Genomic DNA, 13,427 nt, shown 5'->3' on the forward strand with positions numbered 1-13,427 from the left:
GACGTAGGTTCCGTGGCCCCTGCTGATCACTCAGGCGACGACCCGTGCGCCATTTAACTCCGAAAAATCGCCGCCATTTATCTACGAAAATCACAGTTGGACGTCCGCAGCAGAGTTCACGCTGAGTGTCTCATTAACCTACGGTGGGCTCAACCGGTCAGTGCACCGCCCTTGACTTCGAGATTAGCGCGGACGCACCCTGATCGACATGCCAAGTCTTGATGAGGTCGTTCGAACTGGACCAATTCAGGACATGTCGAGGTCGATCATTGAGTCGTCCGGCGATCTCGTTGAGCTCGTCAGGGGTGAAGCGTCGAAGATCAGATGGTGAGCTCAACCGATCAGTGCACCACCCTTGGCTTCGAGATCAGCGCGGGTGGCCTCCGATCGACATGCCAAGTCTCGGTGAGGTCGTTCGAAGTGGTGACCCATCGGGTCTGCCGCACGAATTGGTGACAGTTTGACCTGACCCACAGTTTGGTTGCCACCATCCCTCGCTAGCCGATGGCCTTCATGGAAGGCATGATCACCATGCCACGCCCCTATCCTCCAGAGTTCAGGACCCGCGCCATCTCACTGGTGCGCGAGGGCCGCTCGGTCAAACAGACCGCGGCCGCCCTCGGGATCCATGAGGTCACACTGCACTCCTGGCTTCGCCAGGACGATATCGATCACGGTCTCCGACCGGGCCACACGACCCAGGAAGCGGCGGAGCTGCGCGCAGCCCGCGCCAGGGTGCGTCAGCTCGAGCAAGACATCTCGATCCTCCGACGAGCATTCACCTGGCTCGATGAGGAGCCACTCGACCCAAAAGAGCACACCCGGTGATCGACCGCCTCGTCGACGCCGGGGAACCAGTGAACACCTGCTGCCGCCTGCCCGGGGTCTCCCGACAGGGCTACTACCGCTACAAAGGGCGCCCCACCAGCGCCACGGAATTACGTCGACGCTGGCTCACCGGCCTTATCGGCGAGGTCCACATCGCATCCCGTGGCACCTATGGTTACCGACGCATCCATGCCGAGCTCACGCTCGGGATGGGGATCACCTGCTCCAGCCGGCTCGTCTGGATGCTGATGAGCCGCGCAGGACTGGGCGGTCTACCAGGACCAACAAGGGTCAAACGACTCAAGGGCGTGGCCACAGCTGATGACCTGGTCAACCGTAAGTTCCAGCGCCTCGGGCTGAACGAACTCTGGGTCACGGACATCACCGAACATCCCACCAGAGAAGGCAAGATCTCTTGCGCAGCGGTGCTGGACGCCTGCAGCCGCAAGATCATCGGCTGGGCGATCGATTCCAAGCAGGACTCAAACCTGGTCGTCAACGCTCTGGATATGGCGATCCGCGCGAGAACCCCCAACCCGGGAGGGATCGTGCATGCCGATCACGGAGTCGAGTTCACCTCGTGGGTGTTCACCCAGAAGATCCGCTCGGCAGGGCTGCTGCCGTCCTTCGGGACCGTGGGTGATGGGCTTGATAATGCGATGATGGAGTCCTTCTGGTCCTCGATGCAGATCGAGTTGCTCAATCGTAAGAAGTGGCGGACCAGGGTCGAGCTGGCGAACGCAATATTCGAGTACATCGAGGTGTTCTACAACCGTCGACGCCGCCACTCCGGCCTGGCCTACGCCACGCCGCATGACTACGACCTCGCACATACCATTCAACCGCTCACCGCCGGAAGCTAGTCAAGACGAGTGGAAACCAGACTGTAGGTCAGGTCATCGGGGTTGTTCCATACGCCCGATGGATCGACCTGCATGCCCCAAGAACGTGCTCCGTCAGATCTTCTCGGCGAGGGTGCGTGCTTCTGTGTAGTACTGAGCGTCGACCATAACGGCATACCGGTCGGCTTTAAGGGTTTGGATGCTGGCGAAGTCTCGCTTGCCGCGGGTGGCCCAGTGAGCGACGAATCCGAATGCTGCACCCCAGAAGGCTGCAAAAGCCACACTCCCGAGTATGACCGTCAGCCAGATCGCTCCGGGAGCGAAGAGGCCGATCAGCACGCCGAAGAGCACGCCGAACCACGCGCCGCCGCCGGCTCCTGCGAGGGCAGCTTTGCCTTTTGTCATGCGTCCGGTGACCTGCTCCTCAGTGCGGATCCCCAGACCTACGATACGCAGGTGCTCGACTGGGAATTTGTCGTCGGAGAGACTGTCCACGAGGCGCTGTGCCTGCGTGTAGTCCGCGAACTCTCGCAACACTGCCGAGGTCCTGGTCTCGGGCTGATCCGGGGTACTAGGACCGGGTGTGGGGACGGCGGGGTCGGTTGCTGAGGGGTGGGAAGAGACGTGTGACATGAGATGTCCTTTCTGATGACTTCATTTGATTCGGTTTGCGGGCTCGGGGGTCATCGGAGAGGGGGGCCGGTCATCCTGAGAAGGGGGCAAAATCAAGATGACCGACCCCGTTATGACATGTCCTGCTCATCGGGGAAGCACTGGGATCGATAAGCAGACCATGTCCACCGCTGGGCCGCATCACCCAGCGGAGGTTTATTGGGAAGAGCAGGACTGACAGCTGCTGCCGCTTTGGTGCGTTCAACGCTCGGGGGCGGAAGACGACCGCCGCGGTGGCGCCGCATGGTGCCTCAGCCGGCGTGGTGTTGCATTCGAATCAGAGTGTCGGCGGGCAGCAGTCCGCCTTCTTCGGAGCCGTCGAGTTCCATCGCGACACGCAGCGCCCGGGTCCCCTGGACCAGTGCGCTCAGATCATCAGGGTCTAGGTTGGCCAGCAGTTCCATGGTGGTGTCTCTGCGCTCGGCCACCGCGTCGAAGAGATTCATCGCTTCCTCAGTCGGGGTGAGCCGGTCATTCTCGGGGACTACTGGTTCGATATACCCCTGCTGAACCAATTGGCCCAGGGTGGCGATGATGCTGTCCGCCGGTGCGTGCAGAGCCCTGACCAGGCGTTCTCTGGTGGGTGCGATTCCGGAGGCGACGACGAGAACAACACGAAGTTCATGCATGGTGAGGTTGGCGTCTGAGAATTGTTCGATTCGTTGCATGGCATTGAGCCGTGCCAGAGCGAGGCGATCGTCGAAATACTGTTGAAGCAGGTCTTCGGTGGGTAACGCCATGATGTGTTCCTATTCGTGTCGAAGGGCTGTGATGGGGTCTTTTCGTGCCGCTCGGGATGCGGGAAGCGTCCCGGAGACAAAGGCGATGGCGACGATGAGTAGTCCGATGAGGCCAAGAGCTGCTGGTTCGACCTCGAAGAGGGTGAGCCCCGCAACATCTGAAAGAGGTCCGCTGGTGAGGAACTGGTTTCCGGCCACCCCAGTGATCACCCCGAGTCCGATGCCGATGCCTGATCCGAGAAGGCCGATGATGGCGGCTTCTAGGGAGAACAGGGCGAAGACTCGGCCTCCGCTCATACCGAGGGCTTTCATCAGACCGATCTCTCGGGTGCGTTCCTGCACGCTCATCAGCAGCGTGTTCACAATGCCGAAGCTTGCTGCCAACAAGGCGATCAGTGCGAAGCCAATCAGGATGTAGGTGACCATGTTGATGATCCCCTGGATCGCTCCTATCTGATCTTCGACGGTCATCGCCAGGTACCCCTGATCTTCCAGATCGGCTTTGACCGCGTCCTCGTTGCCCTCCAGGTCGGTCACCACCGCGGTGACTGCCATGTACTGGTCATCGATGTCCATGCCGGAGGTCTGCAGCTGGTAGAGCGCGTCATTGAGCGCGATCGAGGGCATTGGGTTCCCCCCGAGACCAGAGATGGCCTCCTCTGTGACTCCCACGATTTCGGCAGTGGCGGACTGCGGCTCTCCGATCGCGTTCGACAGCCCGATCTCGATCTCCTGACCGATCACAGCGTGGGGGTCCTCGGTGTCGAAGATCTCCAGCCACGCGGTGGGCACCGTGATCTCGTCGTTTCCCTGAGGCGCGCCACCGGCGGCGAATTCCAACCCGGAGGCGTTCTGCGGGGCGTCGAACTGATCTAGCGCGTATGCAGTACCATCTGGAGTCTCCAGGTACTCACCATTGACAGACACCATCGGGTTGACGGACTCGACGCCGTCGATGTCCTGGATCACGTCGATATCGGCAGCATCGAGGGTGATGAAACCAAACTCGGAACTCGCACCAGCTGTCTCGGGGTCGTACTCCGGTGGGGCCCCGGCGCTGCCGGGCGCTCCAGCTTGATCCATGTTGGTCTCATCGAGGATGTAGAGCTGGTCCTCATCGCCGAAGCTGGCCATCATGGTGTCGATGTACTTATTGACCCCGGAGCCGATCCCGGCGGTCACTGTCAGGGTGAACGCTCCGATCACAATCGCCATGACGGTCAGGGCCGTGCGCAGCTTTGACCGGGACGTGTTCGAGACTGCGGTTCCAACGAGGTCTAGTGTTCTCACGCGGTGACCCCGTGTTCTTCCCTAAGGATCTGCCCGTCCTGCATGATGAGACGGCGTTGGCATTTAGCGGCGAGGTCCTCATCGTGAGTGACCACGATCAAGGTAATCATCCGCAGGGTGTGCAGATCGAAGAGGATGTCTTCGACGATCTCGCCGGTGGCAGTGTCTAGGTTGCCGGTGGGCTCATCAGCGAAGATCACAGTGGGCTCGTTGATCAGTGCTCGGGCGATACAGGCTCGTTGTTTCTGACCCCCAGAGAGGGTGGTGGCCTTGTTCTTCGCCTTCTCCGCCATGTCGAGTTGCTCGAGAGTCTCCATGCCGCGCTGGTTGCGCTCGGTCTTGCTGACTCCTGCGATCTTCAGCGGCAAGGTGACGTTCTCCAACACCGTCTGCTGAGGGTTCAAGAAGAACTGTTGGAAGACGAAACCGAAGGTCTCGTTGCGCAGCTGGGAAAACTCTCGGGCCCCCAGCTGAGACGTCATCTGTCCGCTGAGCACGATGCTTCCCTGGGTGGGGGCATCCAGGAGGGCCAGCAGGTGCATCAGAGTCGATTTGCCGGAACCGGATTTTCCGACCACTGCGACGCTCTCGGCGTTCCAGATCTTTGTGGTGATCCCTTTCAGGGCCTGAAACTCGGACTCTCCGTGCCCATAGGTCTTCACGAGCCCGTGGGTCTCAAGGACCGGTGATGCCATGGTGAGGAGCCTCTCTGTGGATGTGTTGGCTCCAATCTATGGAAGAGGGCGCGGGTGACACATCGGCCTGTGATCGTCTTCTGAGTCGCCTGGAAGCGACAGTGCTGTGTCGATTCCAGGTGACTGCCTCCGCACAGAACCGGTCTCTAGACTGGTCTCATGTACAGGCCTGTCAGCGGTGTCGAGAAGCTGCCGGGTGCGCTCTTGGAACGGCCCAGGGTGGTGGATGCGTCCCTGGCAGTAGGTCTCTTCCTCGTGCTGGGACTGATCATCCAAGCCGAACAGGGTGGCATCCGGGCTCCGGATGCGCTGGCGTACCTGTTCGCGTTGGCTTTGGGGATGCTGTTGTTCTGGCGTCGTCGTTTCCCCTTGAGCGTCTTGTTGTTCAGTGTGAGCATCTTGATGATCTACAGCCTGCTGGGCTATCCCAGTATCGGTCTGGGGCTACCATTGGCCGCAGCCCTGTACTCAGCAGCCCAGCGGCACCGACCCCGATGGTCGCTGAAGATCGCAGGTGGCCTGGTCTTCTTGTTCTTCGCCGCAGCTGTGGTCGCACCCTTCGTCAGACACACTGACGAGAATGTGTTCTCCCTCTTCGTCTATACCTTGGCCCCGGAGGTCGCGCTGATGGCTGCTGTGATCGCGTTGGGCGATGGTGCCCGTTCACGCCGCGAGGCGTCCCAACGTTCAGCACGGCTGCTGGAGGCGACAGCGGAACAGGAGAGAACTTTGGCCCAAGCTATCGCAGCGTCCGAACGCGCTGAGATCGCCAGGGAGCTTCATGACACCCTGGGTCACCAGACCACCGTGATTTCGATGCACGCCGAGGTTGCCGCCGAGGCTCTCCCGGGAAACCCTGCTGCGGCGCAGGACGCCCTGGGAGTCATCAGCTCGACCAGTGGCGAGATGATCGGCGAGTTGAGAGCCACGGTGCGAAAGTTAAGGGAACACGAGGTGCGACGGCCGGTGGTCTCGATTGCGGCCCTGGAGAAGTCCGTGTTCGCGGACTCTGCGTTGACCATCGAGGCGGATATTGCGGTGACCCGCCAGTTCGGTGAAGAGGTAGAGGCTGTGGTGTATCGCATCGTGCAGGAAGCTCTGACCAATGTCGCCAAGCATTCAGTCGCTCGCACGGTCTATGTGCAGATACGTGAACGTGGAAGGGACCTGGAGGTCACCGTCCGGGACAACGGACCACGCGAAGGTCTCTTAGAGGCGCACACCGGCGTGGGGTTGGTGGGTATGAAGGAACGTGCCGCCGCGTTAGGAGGGTCGATAGAGACAGGGCCCTGGGGTGAAGGGTTCCGAGTCCGGGCCCTGCTGCCCATCGATCCTGTGCAGCCGCAACGCTTAGAGAAGGCGCCAGCATGATCAGAGTCCTGCTGACAGACGACCAGCACCTCGTCAGGACCGGCTTACGGGCTCTCTTGGAGAATGACTCGGAGATCGAGGTCATCGGCGAAGCCGGAAATGGCGAAGAATCCCTTGACCAGGTGAAGGAGCTTCAACCCGATGTGGTGCTTATGGACATCCGCATGCCGGTCATGAATGGTGTCGACGCCACTTCGCGCATCAAGGAATCTGAGCCCTCGCCCGCGGTTCTGATCCTGACCACGTTTGACGACGATGATGAGGTCCTCAGTGCCATCAGGGCCGGAGCTGCCGGGTACCTGCTTAAGGACACCTCGGGGCCCCGCCTGCGCGAAGCAGTCCGTGCTGTCGCGGCAGGAGAGAGTCAGCTCTCTCCCCAGATCACCCGGAAACTCATGGACCACGTCGCGTCAGGTCCGCCTGCGGGAGATAGTCAGGACTTCTCGGTGCTCACCGAACGTGAGCTGCAGGTATTCAAAGCGGTGGCACAGGGCCAGACAAACACTGAGATCGCGGCTGAGCTCTATTTGAGTCCCGCCACTGTTAGGACTTATGTCAGTCGGATCCTCACCAAACTCGATGCGCGTGACCGCACGGAACTGGCAATTCTGGCTCATCGTGCAGGGCTGGACGGGTCCTCGTGAGTCCACCACTGTGGCTGACCATGGAACGGGTACTTCGTTCCACCAGAGTCGCGACCACCGAAGGCCGATTCCCCATCACGAGGTCACCCTCCCAGTGCCCGACTTGCAAACGGTCCTCGACTGACGCGGGACGTGCACTGATGGGCACCATGTTCTTGAGGCGACCCCGCCCCGATGGTCGTCCGCGTCGTCGCGGTCGACGAACGGTGCGCCCGGACCGTAAATGCTGGGATGTGCCTCGATCGAGTTCACGCCGATAGACGTAGTAGATCGACCGATAAATCGCCTCGTGGGATAGCCTCATGCGCTGATCGGCGGGGTAGGCCTTCTTCAGCCAGGCAGAGATCTGTTCTGGAGACCAGTCCAGTTCCAGCTTCGCTCTGACCACCTGCAATAATGCGGGTTTTTCCTTGAGCCTGGTGACTTTCGGTCGCTTCACTCGGAGCCCTGCGGCGTGCTCGGCCGCAGCGGCGCGATAGACGAGACGCCCACCATTCCTTGTGAGCTCTCTTGAGATGGTGGAATGCGGACGGTTCAGGGCCGCTGCGATTGTGCGCAACGACCAACCGGCCACGATTCCTCTAGAGATCTCTTCACGCTCATCGTGGGTGAGATGCCTGCGATCTCGGTGAGACGGCTTCGGTCTGATGCCTCCGTGGCTGCGGAGGAAGTATTGGATGACGTGGGCGCGCTGCCCTACCCTGTCAGCGACTCGTTGGAAGGACTCGCCCTCTCGCCAACCGTCCCAGATGGCCAGCTGTTGCTCTGGTGTGAACTCCATGCGCACCTCCACCACTCATTTTGCCGAGTAGCGGTGCATTCACCGGTTGAGGTCATCAATGTTGGGTGAGACACGCTCGACTGGTGACGATTGAGTCCTACTTGTACAAGATGTACTCTTGGCGCATGACCAGCATAACCCTCAGCGACTTCCGTGCTCACCAGAGCGAGATCCTCGATGCCGCGCAGCGCGAGCCGGTGGAGATCCTTAGCCGTGGCAGCCGGCGCCGAGCCGTGGTGGTCTCCCCCGAGTTCTTCGACCGCGCGGTCCAGGCCCTTGAAGACCAGACTGACATCCGCGGCGCCCGGGAAGCACGCAACGAAGATGGCCAGCTCTCCCACGAGGAACTGATGGCCGAGCTCGGCCTCTGAGTCAGGACTAGCGCCTCTCAATGCCGCCGTACTCGATCACGTATAAGCCCTCTGCGGCGAAAGCTTTCCGCAAGATCCACCCCAGTGACCGTTTGCGGATCAAGGAAGCCATCGAAGATCTCGCTCGAGACCCGCGCCCTCAGGGGTATGTCCAGCTCAGCGGTGGCGATGGAGAGTGCCGCATCCGAGTAGGTCAGTACCGGGTGGTCTACGACATCGAGGATCAGGAGCTGGTCGTGTTGGTGCTGCGTGTGGGACACCGACGCGAGATATACCGCTAGAGCCAACCTCAAAGGAGCCAGCGAGCCGTCGTTACGGAGGCGGGCAGCAGGATTCGCCACGCCTCGTGTCCTCGGTGGCCGCTTGCAGGGGCAAGGCGATCGAGCCTGTGACCCGCGGGATGCTGAAGTTTGGGGCCCCTCCCCCACTGTGAAGCGCTCCGGAGTGGTTACCCTGCTATCGCAAATATTCCTTGAATTGGATCGCGATTCAGGACAAAGGGCATGACCGTCCACAGACTCTTCTCGCGGTTTAATTGATGTGCGGAACCATGCATCCACCTAGAAGAACCCTGGAGACTGAAATCATCGTCTCCGACTACACTTTTCACTTCATGGAATGTGAGCAGCACCTTCTCCGGGACCGTTCCCCCGGTGAAGTGGATTCGAAGAGTCAGGCACCAAGTGCCGGTTCTTCAACTGACGAGTGAGGTATCGAAATGGCGCAGAAGGTAGCAGTTGTTCTTGTAGATGACCTTGACGGCAGCGAGGCGAAGGAGACCGTGACGTTCGGGCTTGATGCTCGGCATTACGAGATCGATCTCAGCGAGGATCATGCCAAGGAGCTGCGGGAGACTTTGAAGCAGTACATCCGTAAGGGGCGCGCGATCGCGCCACCCACCCCGCAGAATGAGGCCCGCCAGATCCGCGATTGGGCGATCAAGAACGGGCACGAAGTCTCATCCAGAGGTCGGCTGCACCGTGACGTCGTCGAGGCCTACCGCAACGCCAAGAAGCGGTAACTACCGACTCGACACGCACCTGTGGCCTGGTAGGAGCTTTCAGCTCCCGCCAGGCCACACGTCTCCCGCATCGGATCAGGGTGCCAGGCCGTTCTCGCCTAGGGTCCACCAGTCACGGTAGTACCCTAAATAACGTTCCCGGTATTTAGGGTTGCTGTGCGTGCCAGGCCTCGAGCGCTTCAATGAGGATCGAGACCTGGGTCCGATCTTGCTCTACCGCAGCAAGCTTCAGGCGGCGGTGCACAGAGACCGGAAGATCGTAGGACGTGCGCTTCGTCTGCTCCGCACTCCCCTGGGCCGATATGAAAGTCGGCTTCGGTTCCGAGGCTTGTTGCTGCGCCCGCCGATTGGCCAGCTTTGATTTCATGTCACTCACCGGCGATCTCCTTCAATTCCTTGTAGACAGTCTCGTATCCATAAAGCTTGTGTGGGCGCGAATAGGTGTTCTGCGAGATCGCCGTTCGTCGACGAATTTCGGTCGTGAATTTGGGCGGAGCAGCCTCGTCGGCAAGGACATCGCGCGTGGTCAGAGTGAGTTTCTCTCGGTTATCTACGGCTCCTAGGAGCAGGGCGGCATCTTTTCCGTGGGCCAGCCCGTCGAGAGTGGCGTAGGCGCGATCGAGTCCCATAGGTTCTGGCATGACAGGAACGATGACGAAGTCAGCAAAATCGACTGCGGCTTGCATAACTTCTGCCTGCCCCGGTGGAGTATCAACAAAGACCCATGGAGTGCTTGTCTCTTTGCGGCGAAGCTTCGGCAGCGACACCGAGTGGACTTCGTACTCCAGCGGCTCGCCTTCATCCTGAGCGCGGGATGCCCACTCAGTTGCCGACCCTTGGATATCTGCGTCCCATAGCTCGACGTGCCTGCCGTCGCGCGCTGCGGCGGTAGCGAGGTAGATGGCGGTGGTCGTCTTCCCTACTCCGCCCTTACTGTTCACGATCGCAATGCGCATCCAACTCTTCCCTTATCGCGGTATTCCAGTACTGCCAGTATTACCGCTATACCGCGATACCGCTGTAAAGACACGCCTATCGGCGTATATACCGCTATACCGGGAACGGTATCGCGGTATAGCTTTATAAACCGTCCCCGGTACTGGCGTCTATACCGTGACCGGTATTACGGTATATCGTTAGATACCTGTTGCTATCGAATGTATGTTCGATAGATACTGAGGCTCCCATGCGTATCGACCAGATCCAGAGTCTCGATGAGACCGACCTGACCCAGGGCCTTCTACAGGTCCCGGAGTCGGTCGCGGCGGGTTTCCCGTCGCCAGCGCAGGACTACCAAACAGCGCCGATCAATCTCTCTGAGTACCTGATCCGGGATCTCAACAGCACCTTCCTCGTCCGCGTCTCCGGGGACTCGATGGAAGGCGCCGGGATCAGTGACGGGGATGAGCTGATTGTGGACCGGTCCCTGATGGCGCGGGACATGTCCGTGGTGATCGCTATTCTCGACGGCGAAATGACCGTCAAACGGCTCAGGCTGGTCAATGGGGGAGTGGTGCTCCAAGCGGAGAACCCCTCGTATCCCTCGATCCAGGTGCGGGAACTCTCTGAGCTCGATATCTGGGGAGTCGTCATCAAGTGCATCCACAACGTCTAGAGACACCCACAACCCCCGAAGACCTCGGCCCGCGCGAGTACATCGCCCTGATCGACGTGAACTCGTTCTACGTCTCGGCCGAGCGGGTCTTTGACCCCACGTTGCGCGGCCGGCCAGTCCTGGTCTTGTCGAATAACGACGGCTGCGCGGTCGCGCTGAGCAAGGAGGCTAAGGCGCTGGGGATCAAGATGGGGGAGCCCTGGTTCAAGCTCGCTGCCTCGGCCGACCGCATGAATCTAGTAGCGAAGTCTTCGAACTACGAGCTGTACGGGCAAATGTCGGATCGCTTCATCGGGGTGCTGCGGGACTGCGCTGCCGAAGTGCAGCAGTACTCCGTGGATGAGGCGTTCGTGAAGCTGCGCGGAACACTGCCGGAGCTGCTGAGCTGGGCGAGGATGGTTCGGGACCGAATCTGGAAGCATCTCGGGTTACCGGTCTGTGTCGGGATCGGGCGCACGAAGACTCTGGCGAAAATGAGCAATCGCGCGGCCAAGAAGCTCGATCATCTGAACGGGGTGTGTGTCTGGGAAGCCGTCCCGGAAGCCCACCGGGACCAGTTGCTCTCGAACCTGCCAGTCGATGAGGTCTGGGGGATCGCGGGGCGCATGGCGAAGCGTCTGGCCGGCCGGGGGATCTCCACGGTCAAGGATTTCCGAGATGCTGACCCAGTGATGCTGCGGGACCGGTTCAGCATCGTGATCATGCGCCTCTGCCTGGAACTCAGGGGCACACCCTGTCTGCCCTTTGAAGAAGAGACCGAGATCAAGGGCCAATTGATCGTCTCGCGGTCTTTCTCTGAACCGGTGACCACCAGGGCGGAAATGGCGCAGGTTCTCAGTCTCTACGCGCAGCGGGCCTCGGCCAGGTTGCAGCGGCATCATCGCCAGGCCAAGACTGTGACCGCGTGGGCGATGACCAGTCATTTCCACGCCGAGGGAGCCCATGGACCCTCGCTGAAGGTCACCCTGACGTCTGCCACGGCTGACCCGGTGACCCTGACCAAGACAGCAAAGCTGCTGCTTCCGAAGCTCGAGGAGGGTGTGCGGTACGCCCGGGCGGGAATCGTGCTGACCGATCTGCAGAAAACCGGGCTTGAACCAACGTTCGATCTCTTCACTGACGCGCACGAGGAACGCAATATCGGGCCGCTGATCGAGTCCATCCGCAAGAAACTGGATCAGCCGGCTATCGGCTTAGGCGCTGCGGGGCTCAAAGCTGGTCAGGCGTGGGAGATGAAGCGTGAGATGCGTAGTCCTCGGTACACCACACATTGGGAGGAGCTACCTGTAGTCCGCGCAGTTTAGGAGCTGGAAGCGATTTAGGGTCCGGTGGGTGGGGGTTGTCGGGTGCATCGGGGGGCCGGCGTCTGATGTCGGGGGTGCGGCCAGTACCGGAGGTGCCCGGGGAGGGAGCCTGCCGAAGGAGCAGTGGAGCGGCGAGGGGGTCTCTGGATCACCTGATGCTCCACTGATGAGAATCGGCACTGATGCCGCACATGGCGGCGCAGCCAGCGGTAAACCGTAGCCGGTGAGGCCGCGAGCTTCCGCCCGATCGCGGCTGCTGAGTGGCCCTGTGCGCGCATCTTCTGGGCCGTGCGGGCTTTGGTGTCCGTGCGGGGTTTGCGGGCGGCTGCGGAGGCTGTGGGGCCAAGCGCACGGGCCGCGCGCTGCGCGGCCGTATTGGCCAGCCCGCCGCGCCGGCCCATCTCTGAGAGCAGTTCCCGCATCTGCGATGGCATAGCGACCGTGGAGCGGTGGCCACGGTGGTTCGCCATGTATCCGGCGATGCTGCGGATGATGCCGCGTACCTCAGCGGCTTTCAGCGGCTCGGGAGCGGCGTCGTTGGTCTGCCAGGCCACCGCCTCGAAATCCTCCCCGACGTAGGCCGCGTGGCGGGCGACGTCGAACACGGTTTGATTCCGATTGCCGGTGTCGATCGCGGCCGCGATCGCGCGGTGAGCCTTCTTGGTCGCGCTGCGACCGGTGAACCGCATCCCCTCGGGCCAAAGGTCCGCTGTCTTGAGCGCCTGGTGCAGCTGCTTGAGGCCATAAACCGGGGGAGTCGCGGACGCGCGCAGCTCGGCGCGGATGTAGGTGGGGTTGCGCACTCGCACGGGCGTCAGTGGGTCTACGGCTTCGTCTCCGGCCAGTGCCTCGCGCAGTGCTGCGCCGATAGCGCGGGCGTAGGCGATGGGGCGTTCTCGGGCGGTGGATCGCAGGTCAACGGTGTCGATCATCCAGCCGGCTTGTGCGCCCTTGCGTGTCTCCACGATCCAGGAGGGGCGGATCTCGGGCGGGATCGTGTCGAATATGTCTAGAACGGCCTCGGGCCGGTCAACGTCGATGACCAGGACGGAACCGGCGGAACGGGATGGCGTGTAGAACTCGAACTCGGCCAGGTCGGCCGCGCTGACACGCACTGATGGTGCTGTTTTGGTCGGTGACGCACGAGCCCAAGCGGTCGCCATATTGCCGAGGAATGAGGCGCGGAAGGCAGCACGAAACGCCGTGTTGTTGCGTGGTCTCTGGGGCGTTTGGGCGCGCGGTGCTACAGTGGG

At 61.2% G+C, this 13,427-nt stretch carries 15 protein-coding genes and 1 pseudogene; 8 read left to right on the forward strand and 8 right to left on the reverse strand.

The window, feature by feature from the left end:
• Positions 1–531 precede the first annotated feature (531 nt).
• Positions 532–1,691, forward strand: a pseudogene (locus tag BCL67_RS14240) (IS3 family transposase).
• A gap of 93 nt (positions 1,692–1,784) precedes the next feature.
• Here BCL67_RS14240 and BCL67_RS14245 read toward each other — a convergent pair.
• The 4 genes from BCL67_RS14245 to BCL67_RS14260 all read right to left on the reverse strand — a co-directional run bounded on the left by BCL67_RS14245 (position 1,785) and on the right by BCL67_RS14260 (position 5,067).
• Entirely contained in the window at positions 1,785–2,207 is a 423-nt protein-coding gene (locus BCL67_RS14245) for a general stress protein (RefSeq protein WP_106124073.1), read from the reverse strand.
• Between the two features lie 386 nt (positions 2,208–2,593).
• Positions 2,594–3,082: a MarR family transcriptional regulator gene (locus tag BCL67_RS14250; RefSeq protein ID WP_106124074.1), complete on the reverse strand. Its 489-nt coding sequence runs from the start codon at positions 3,080–3,082 to the stop codon at positions 2,594–2,596.
• A gap of 9 nt (positions 3,083–3,091) precedes the next feature.
• Entirely contained in the window at positions 3,092–4,372 is a 1,281-nt protein-coding gene (locus BCL67_RS14255; RefSeq protein WP_106124075.1) for an ABC transporter permease, read from the reverse strand.
• On the reverse strand, positions 4,369–5,067 hold the full coding sequence (locus tag BCL67_RS14260; protein ID WP_106124076.1) for an ABC transporter ATP-binding protein: 699 nt from the start codon (positions 5,065–5,067) through the stop codon (positions 4,369–4,371). Before BCL67_RS14260 ends, BCL67_RS14255 begins: the two co-directional genes overlap by 4 nt.
• 159 nt (positions 5,068–5,226) lie before the next feature.
• Here BCL67_RS14260 and BCL67_RS14265 point away from each other — a divergent pair, with 159 nt between their 5' ends.
• Together BCL67_RS14265 and BCL67_RS14270 are read left to right on the forward strand one after the other, a co-directional pair.
• Positions 5,227–6,438: a sensor histidine kinase gene (locus BCL67_RS14265; protein ID WP_106124077.1), complete on the forward strand. Its 1,212-nt coding sequence runs from the start codon at positions 5,227–5,229 to the stop codon at positions 6,436–6,438.
• The gene (locus BCL67_RS14270) at positions 6,435–7,082 is read left to right on the forward strand and encodes a response regulator (protein WP_106124078.1); all 648 of its coding nucleotides are present in this window, start codon (positions 6,435–6,437) and stop codon (positions 7,080–7,082) included. Before BCL67_RS14265 ends, BCL67_RS14270 begins: the two co-directional genes overlap by 4 nt.
• On the opposite strand, the gene BCL67_RS16040 is transcribed toward BCL67_RS14270, so the two are convergent.
• Positions 7,006–7,863: an IS30 family transposase gene (locus BCL67_RS16040; protein ID WP_146131191.1), complete on the reverse strand. Its 858-nt coding sequence runs from the start codon at positions 7,861–7,863 to the stop codon at positions 7,006–7,008. The two genes, BCL67_RS14270 and BCL67_RS16040, sit on opposite strands and share 77 nt — an antisense overlap.
• A gap of 125 nt (positions 7,864–7,988) precedes the next feature.
• Between BCL67_RS16040 and BCL67_RS14280 the strand changes: the two genes are divergently transcribed.
• The 3 genes from BCL67_RS14280 (at position 7,989) to BCL67_RS14290 (ending at position 9,255) form a co-directional block, all read left to right on the forward strand.
• On the forward strand, positions 7,989–8,234 hold the full coding sequence (locus tag BCL67_RS14280; RefSeq protein ID WP_106124087.1) for a type II toxin-antitoxin system Phd/YefM family antitoxin: 246 nt from the start codon (positions 7,989–7,991) through the stop codon (positions 8,232–8,234).
• 20 nt (positions 8,235–8,254) lie between these two features.
• Positions 8,255–8,515 (forward strand): type II toxin-antitoxin system RelE family toxin, encoded by a 261-nt coding sequence (locus tag BCL67_RS14285; RefSeq protein ID WP_106124080.1) that lies wholly within the window; start codon positions 8,255–8,257, stop codon positions 8,513–8,515.
• A gap of 437 nt (positions 8,516–8,952) precedes the next feature.
• Positions 8,953–9,255 carry a histone-like nucleoid-structuring protein Lsr2 gene (locus tag BCL67_RS14290; RefSeq protein WP_106124081.1) on the forward strand — a complete coding sequence of 101 codons (303 nt, stop codon included), beginning with the start codon at positions 8,953–8,955 and terminating at the stop codon, positions 9,253–9,255.
• A gap of 145 nt (positions 9,256–9,400) precedes the next feature.
• Here BCL67_RS14290 and BCL67_RS14295 read toward each other — a convergent pair whose 3' ends face one another.
• Positions 9,401–9,631 carry a hypothetical protein gene (locus tag BCL67_RS14295; protein ID WP_219886544.1) on the reverse strand — a complete coding sequence of 77 codons (231 nt, stop codon included), beginning with the start codon at positions 9,629–9,631 and terminating at the stop codon, positions 9,401–9,403.
• Positions 9,624–10,211, reverse strand: a complete 588-nt coding sequence (locus BCL67_RS14300) for a ParA family protein (protein ID WP_106124083.1) — start codon at positions 10,209–10,211, stop codon at positions 9,624–9,626. Before BCL67_RS14300 ends, BCL67_RS14295 begins: the two co-directional genes overlap by 8 nt.
• Before the next feature lie 230 nt (positions 10,212–10,441).
• On the opposite strand from BCL67_RS14300, the gene BCL67_RS14305 reads away from it, so the two are divergent.
• Entirely contained in the window at positions 10,442–10,870 is a 429-nt protein-coding gene (locus BCL67_RS14305) for a LexA family protein (RefSeq protein ID WP_106124084.1), read from the forward strand.
• Positions 10,852–12,174 carry a Y-family DNA polymerase gene (locus BCL67_RS14310; RefSeq protein WP_106124085.1) on the forward strand — a complete coding sequence of 441 codons (1,323 nt, stop codon included), beginning with the start codon at positions 10,852–10,854 and terminating at the stop codon, positions 12,172–12,174. The genes BCL67_RS14305 and BCL67_RS14310 overlap by 19 nt, the downstream gene beginning before the upstream one ends.
• Before the next feature lie 14 nt (positions 12,175–12,188).
• On the opposite strand, the gene BCL67_RS14315 is transcribed toward BCL67_RS14310, so the two are convergent.
• Positions 12,189–13,289: a replication initiation protein gene (locus tag BCL67_RS14315; RefSeq protein ID WP_181256038.1), complete on the reverse strand. Its 1,101-nt coding sequence runs from the start codon at positions 13,287–13,289 to the stop codon at positions 12,189–12,191.
• Positions 13,290–13,427: the final 138 nt, after the last annotated feature.

The sequence above is a fragment of the Nesterenkonia sandarakina genome, from assembly GCF_003003175.1.
Taxonomy (GTDB): Bacteria; Actinomycetota; Actinomycetes; order Actinomycetales; family Micrococcaceae; genus Nesterenkonia; species Nesterenkonia sandarakina_A.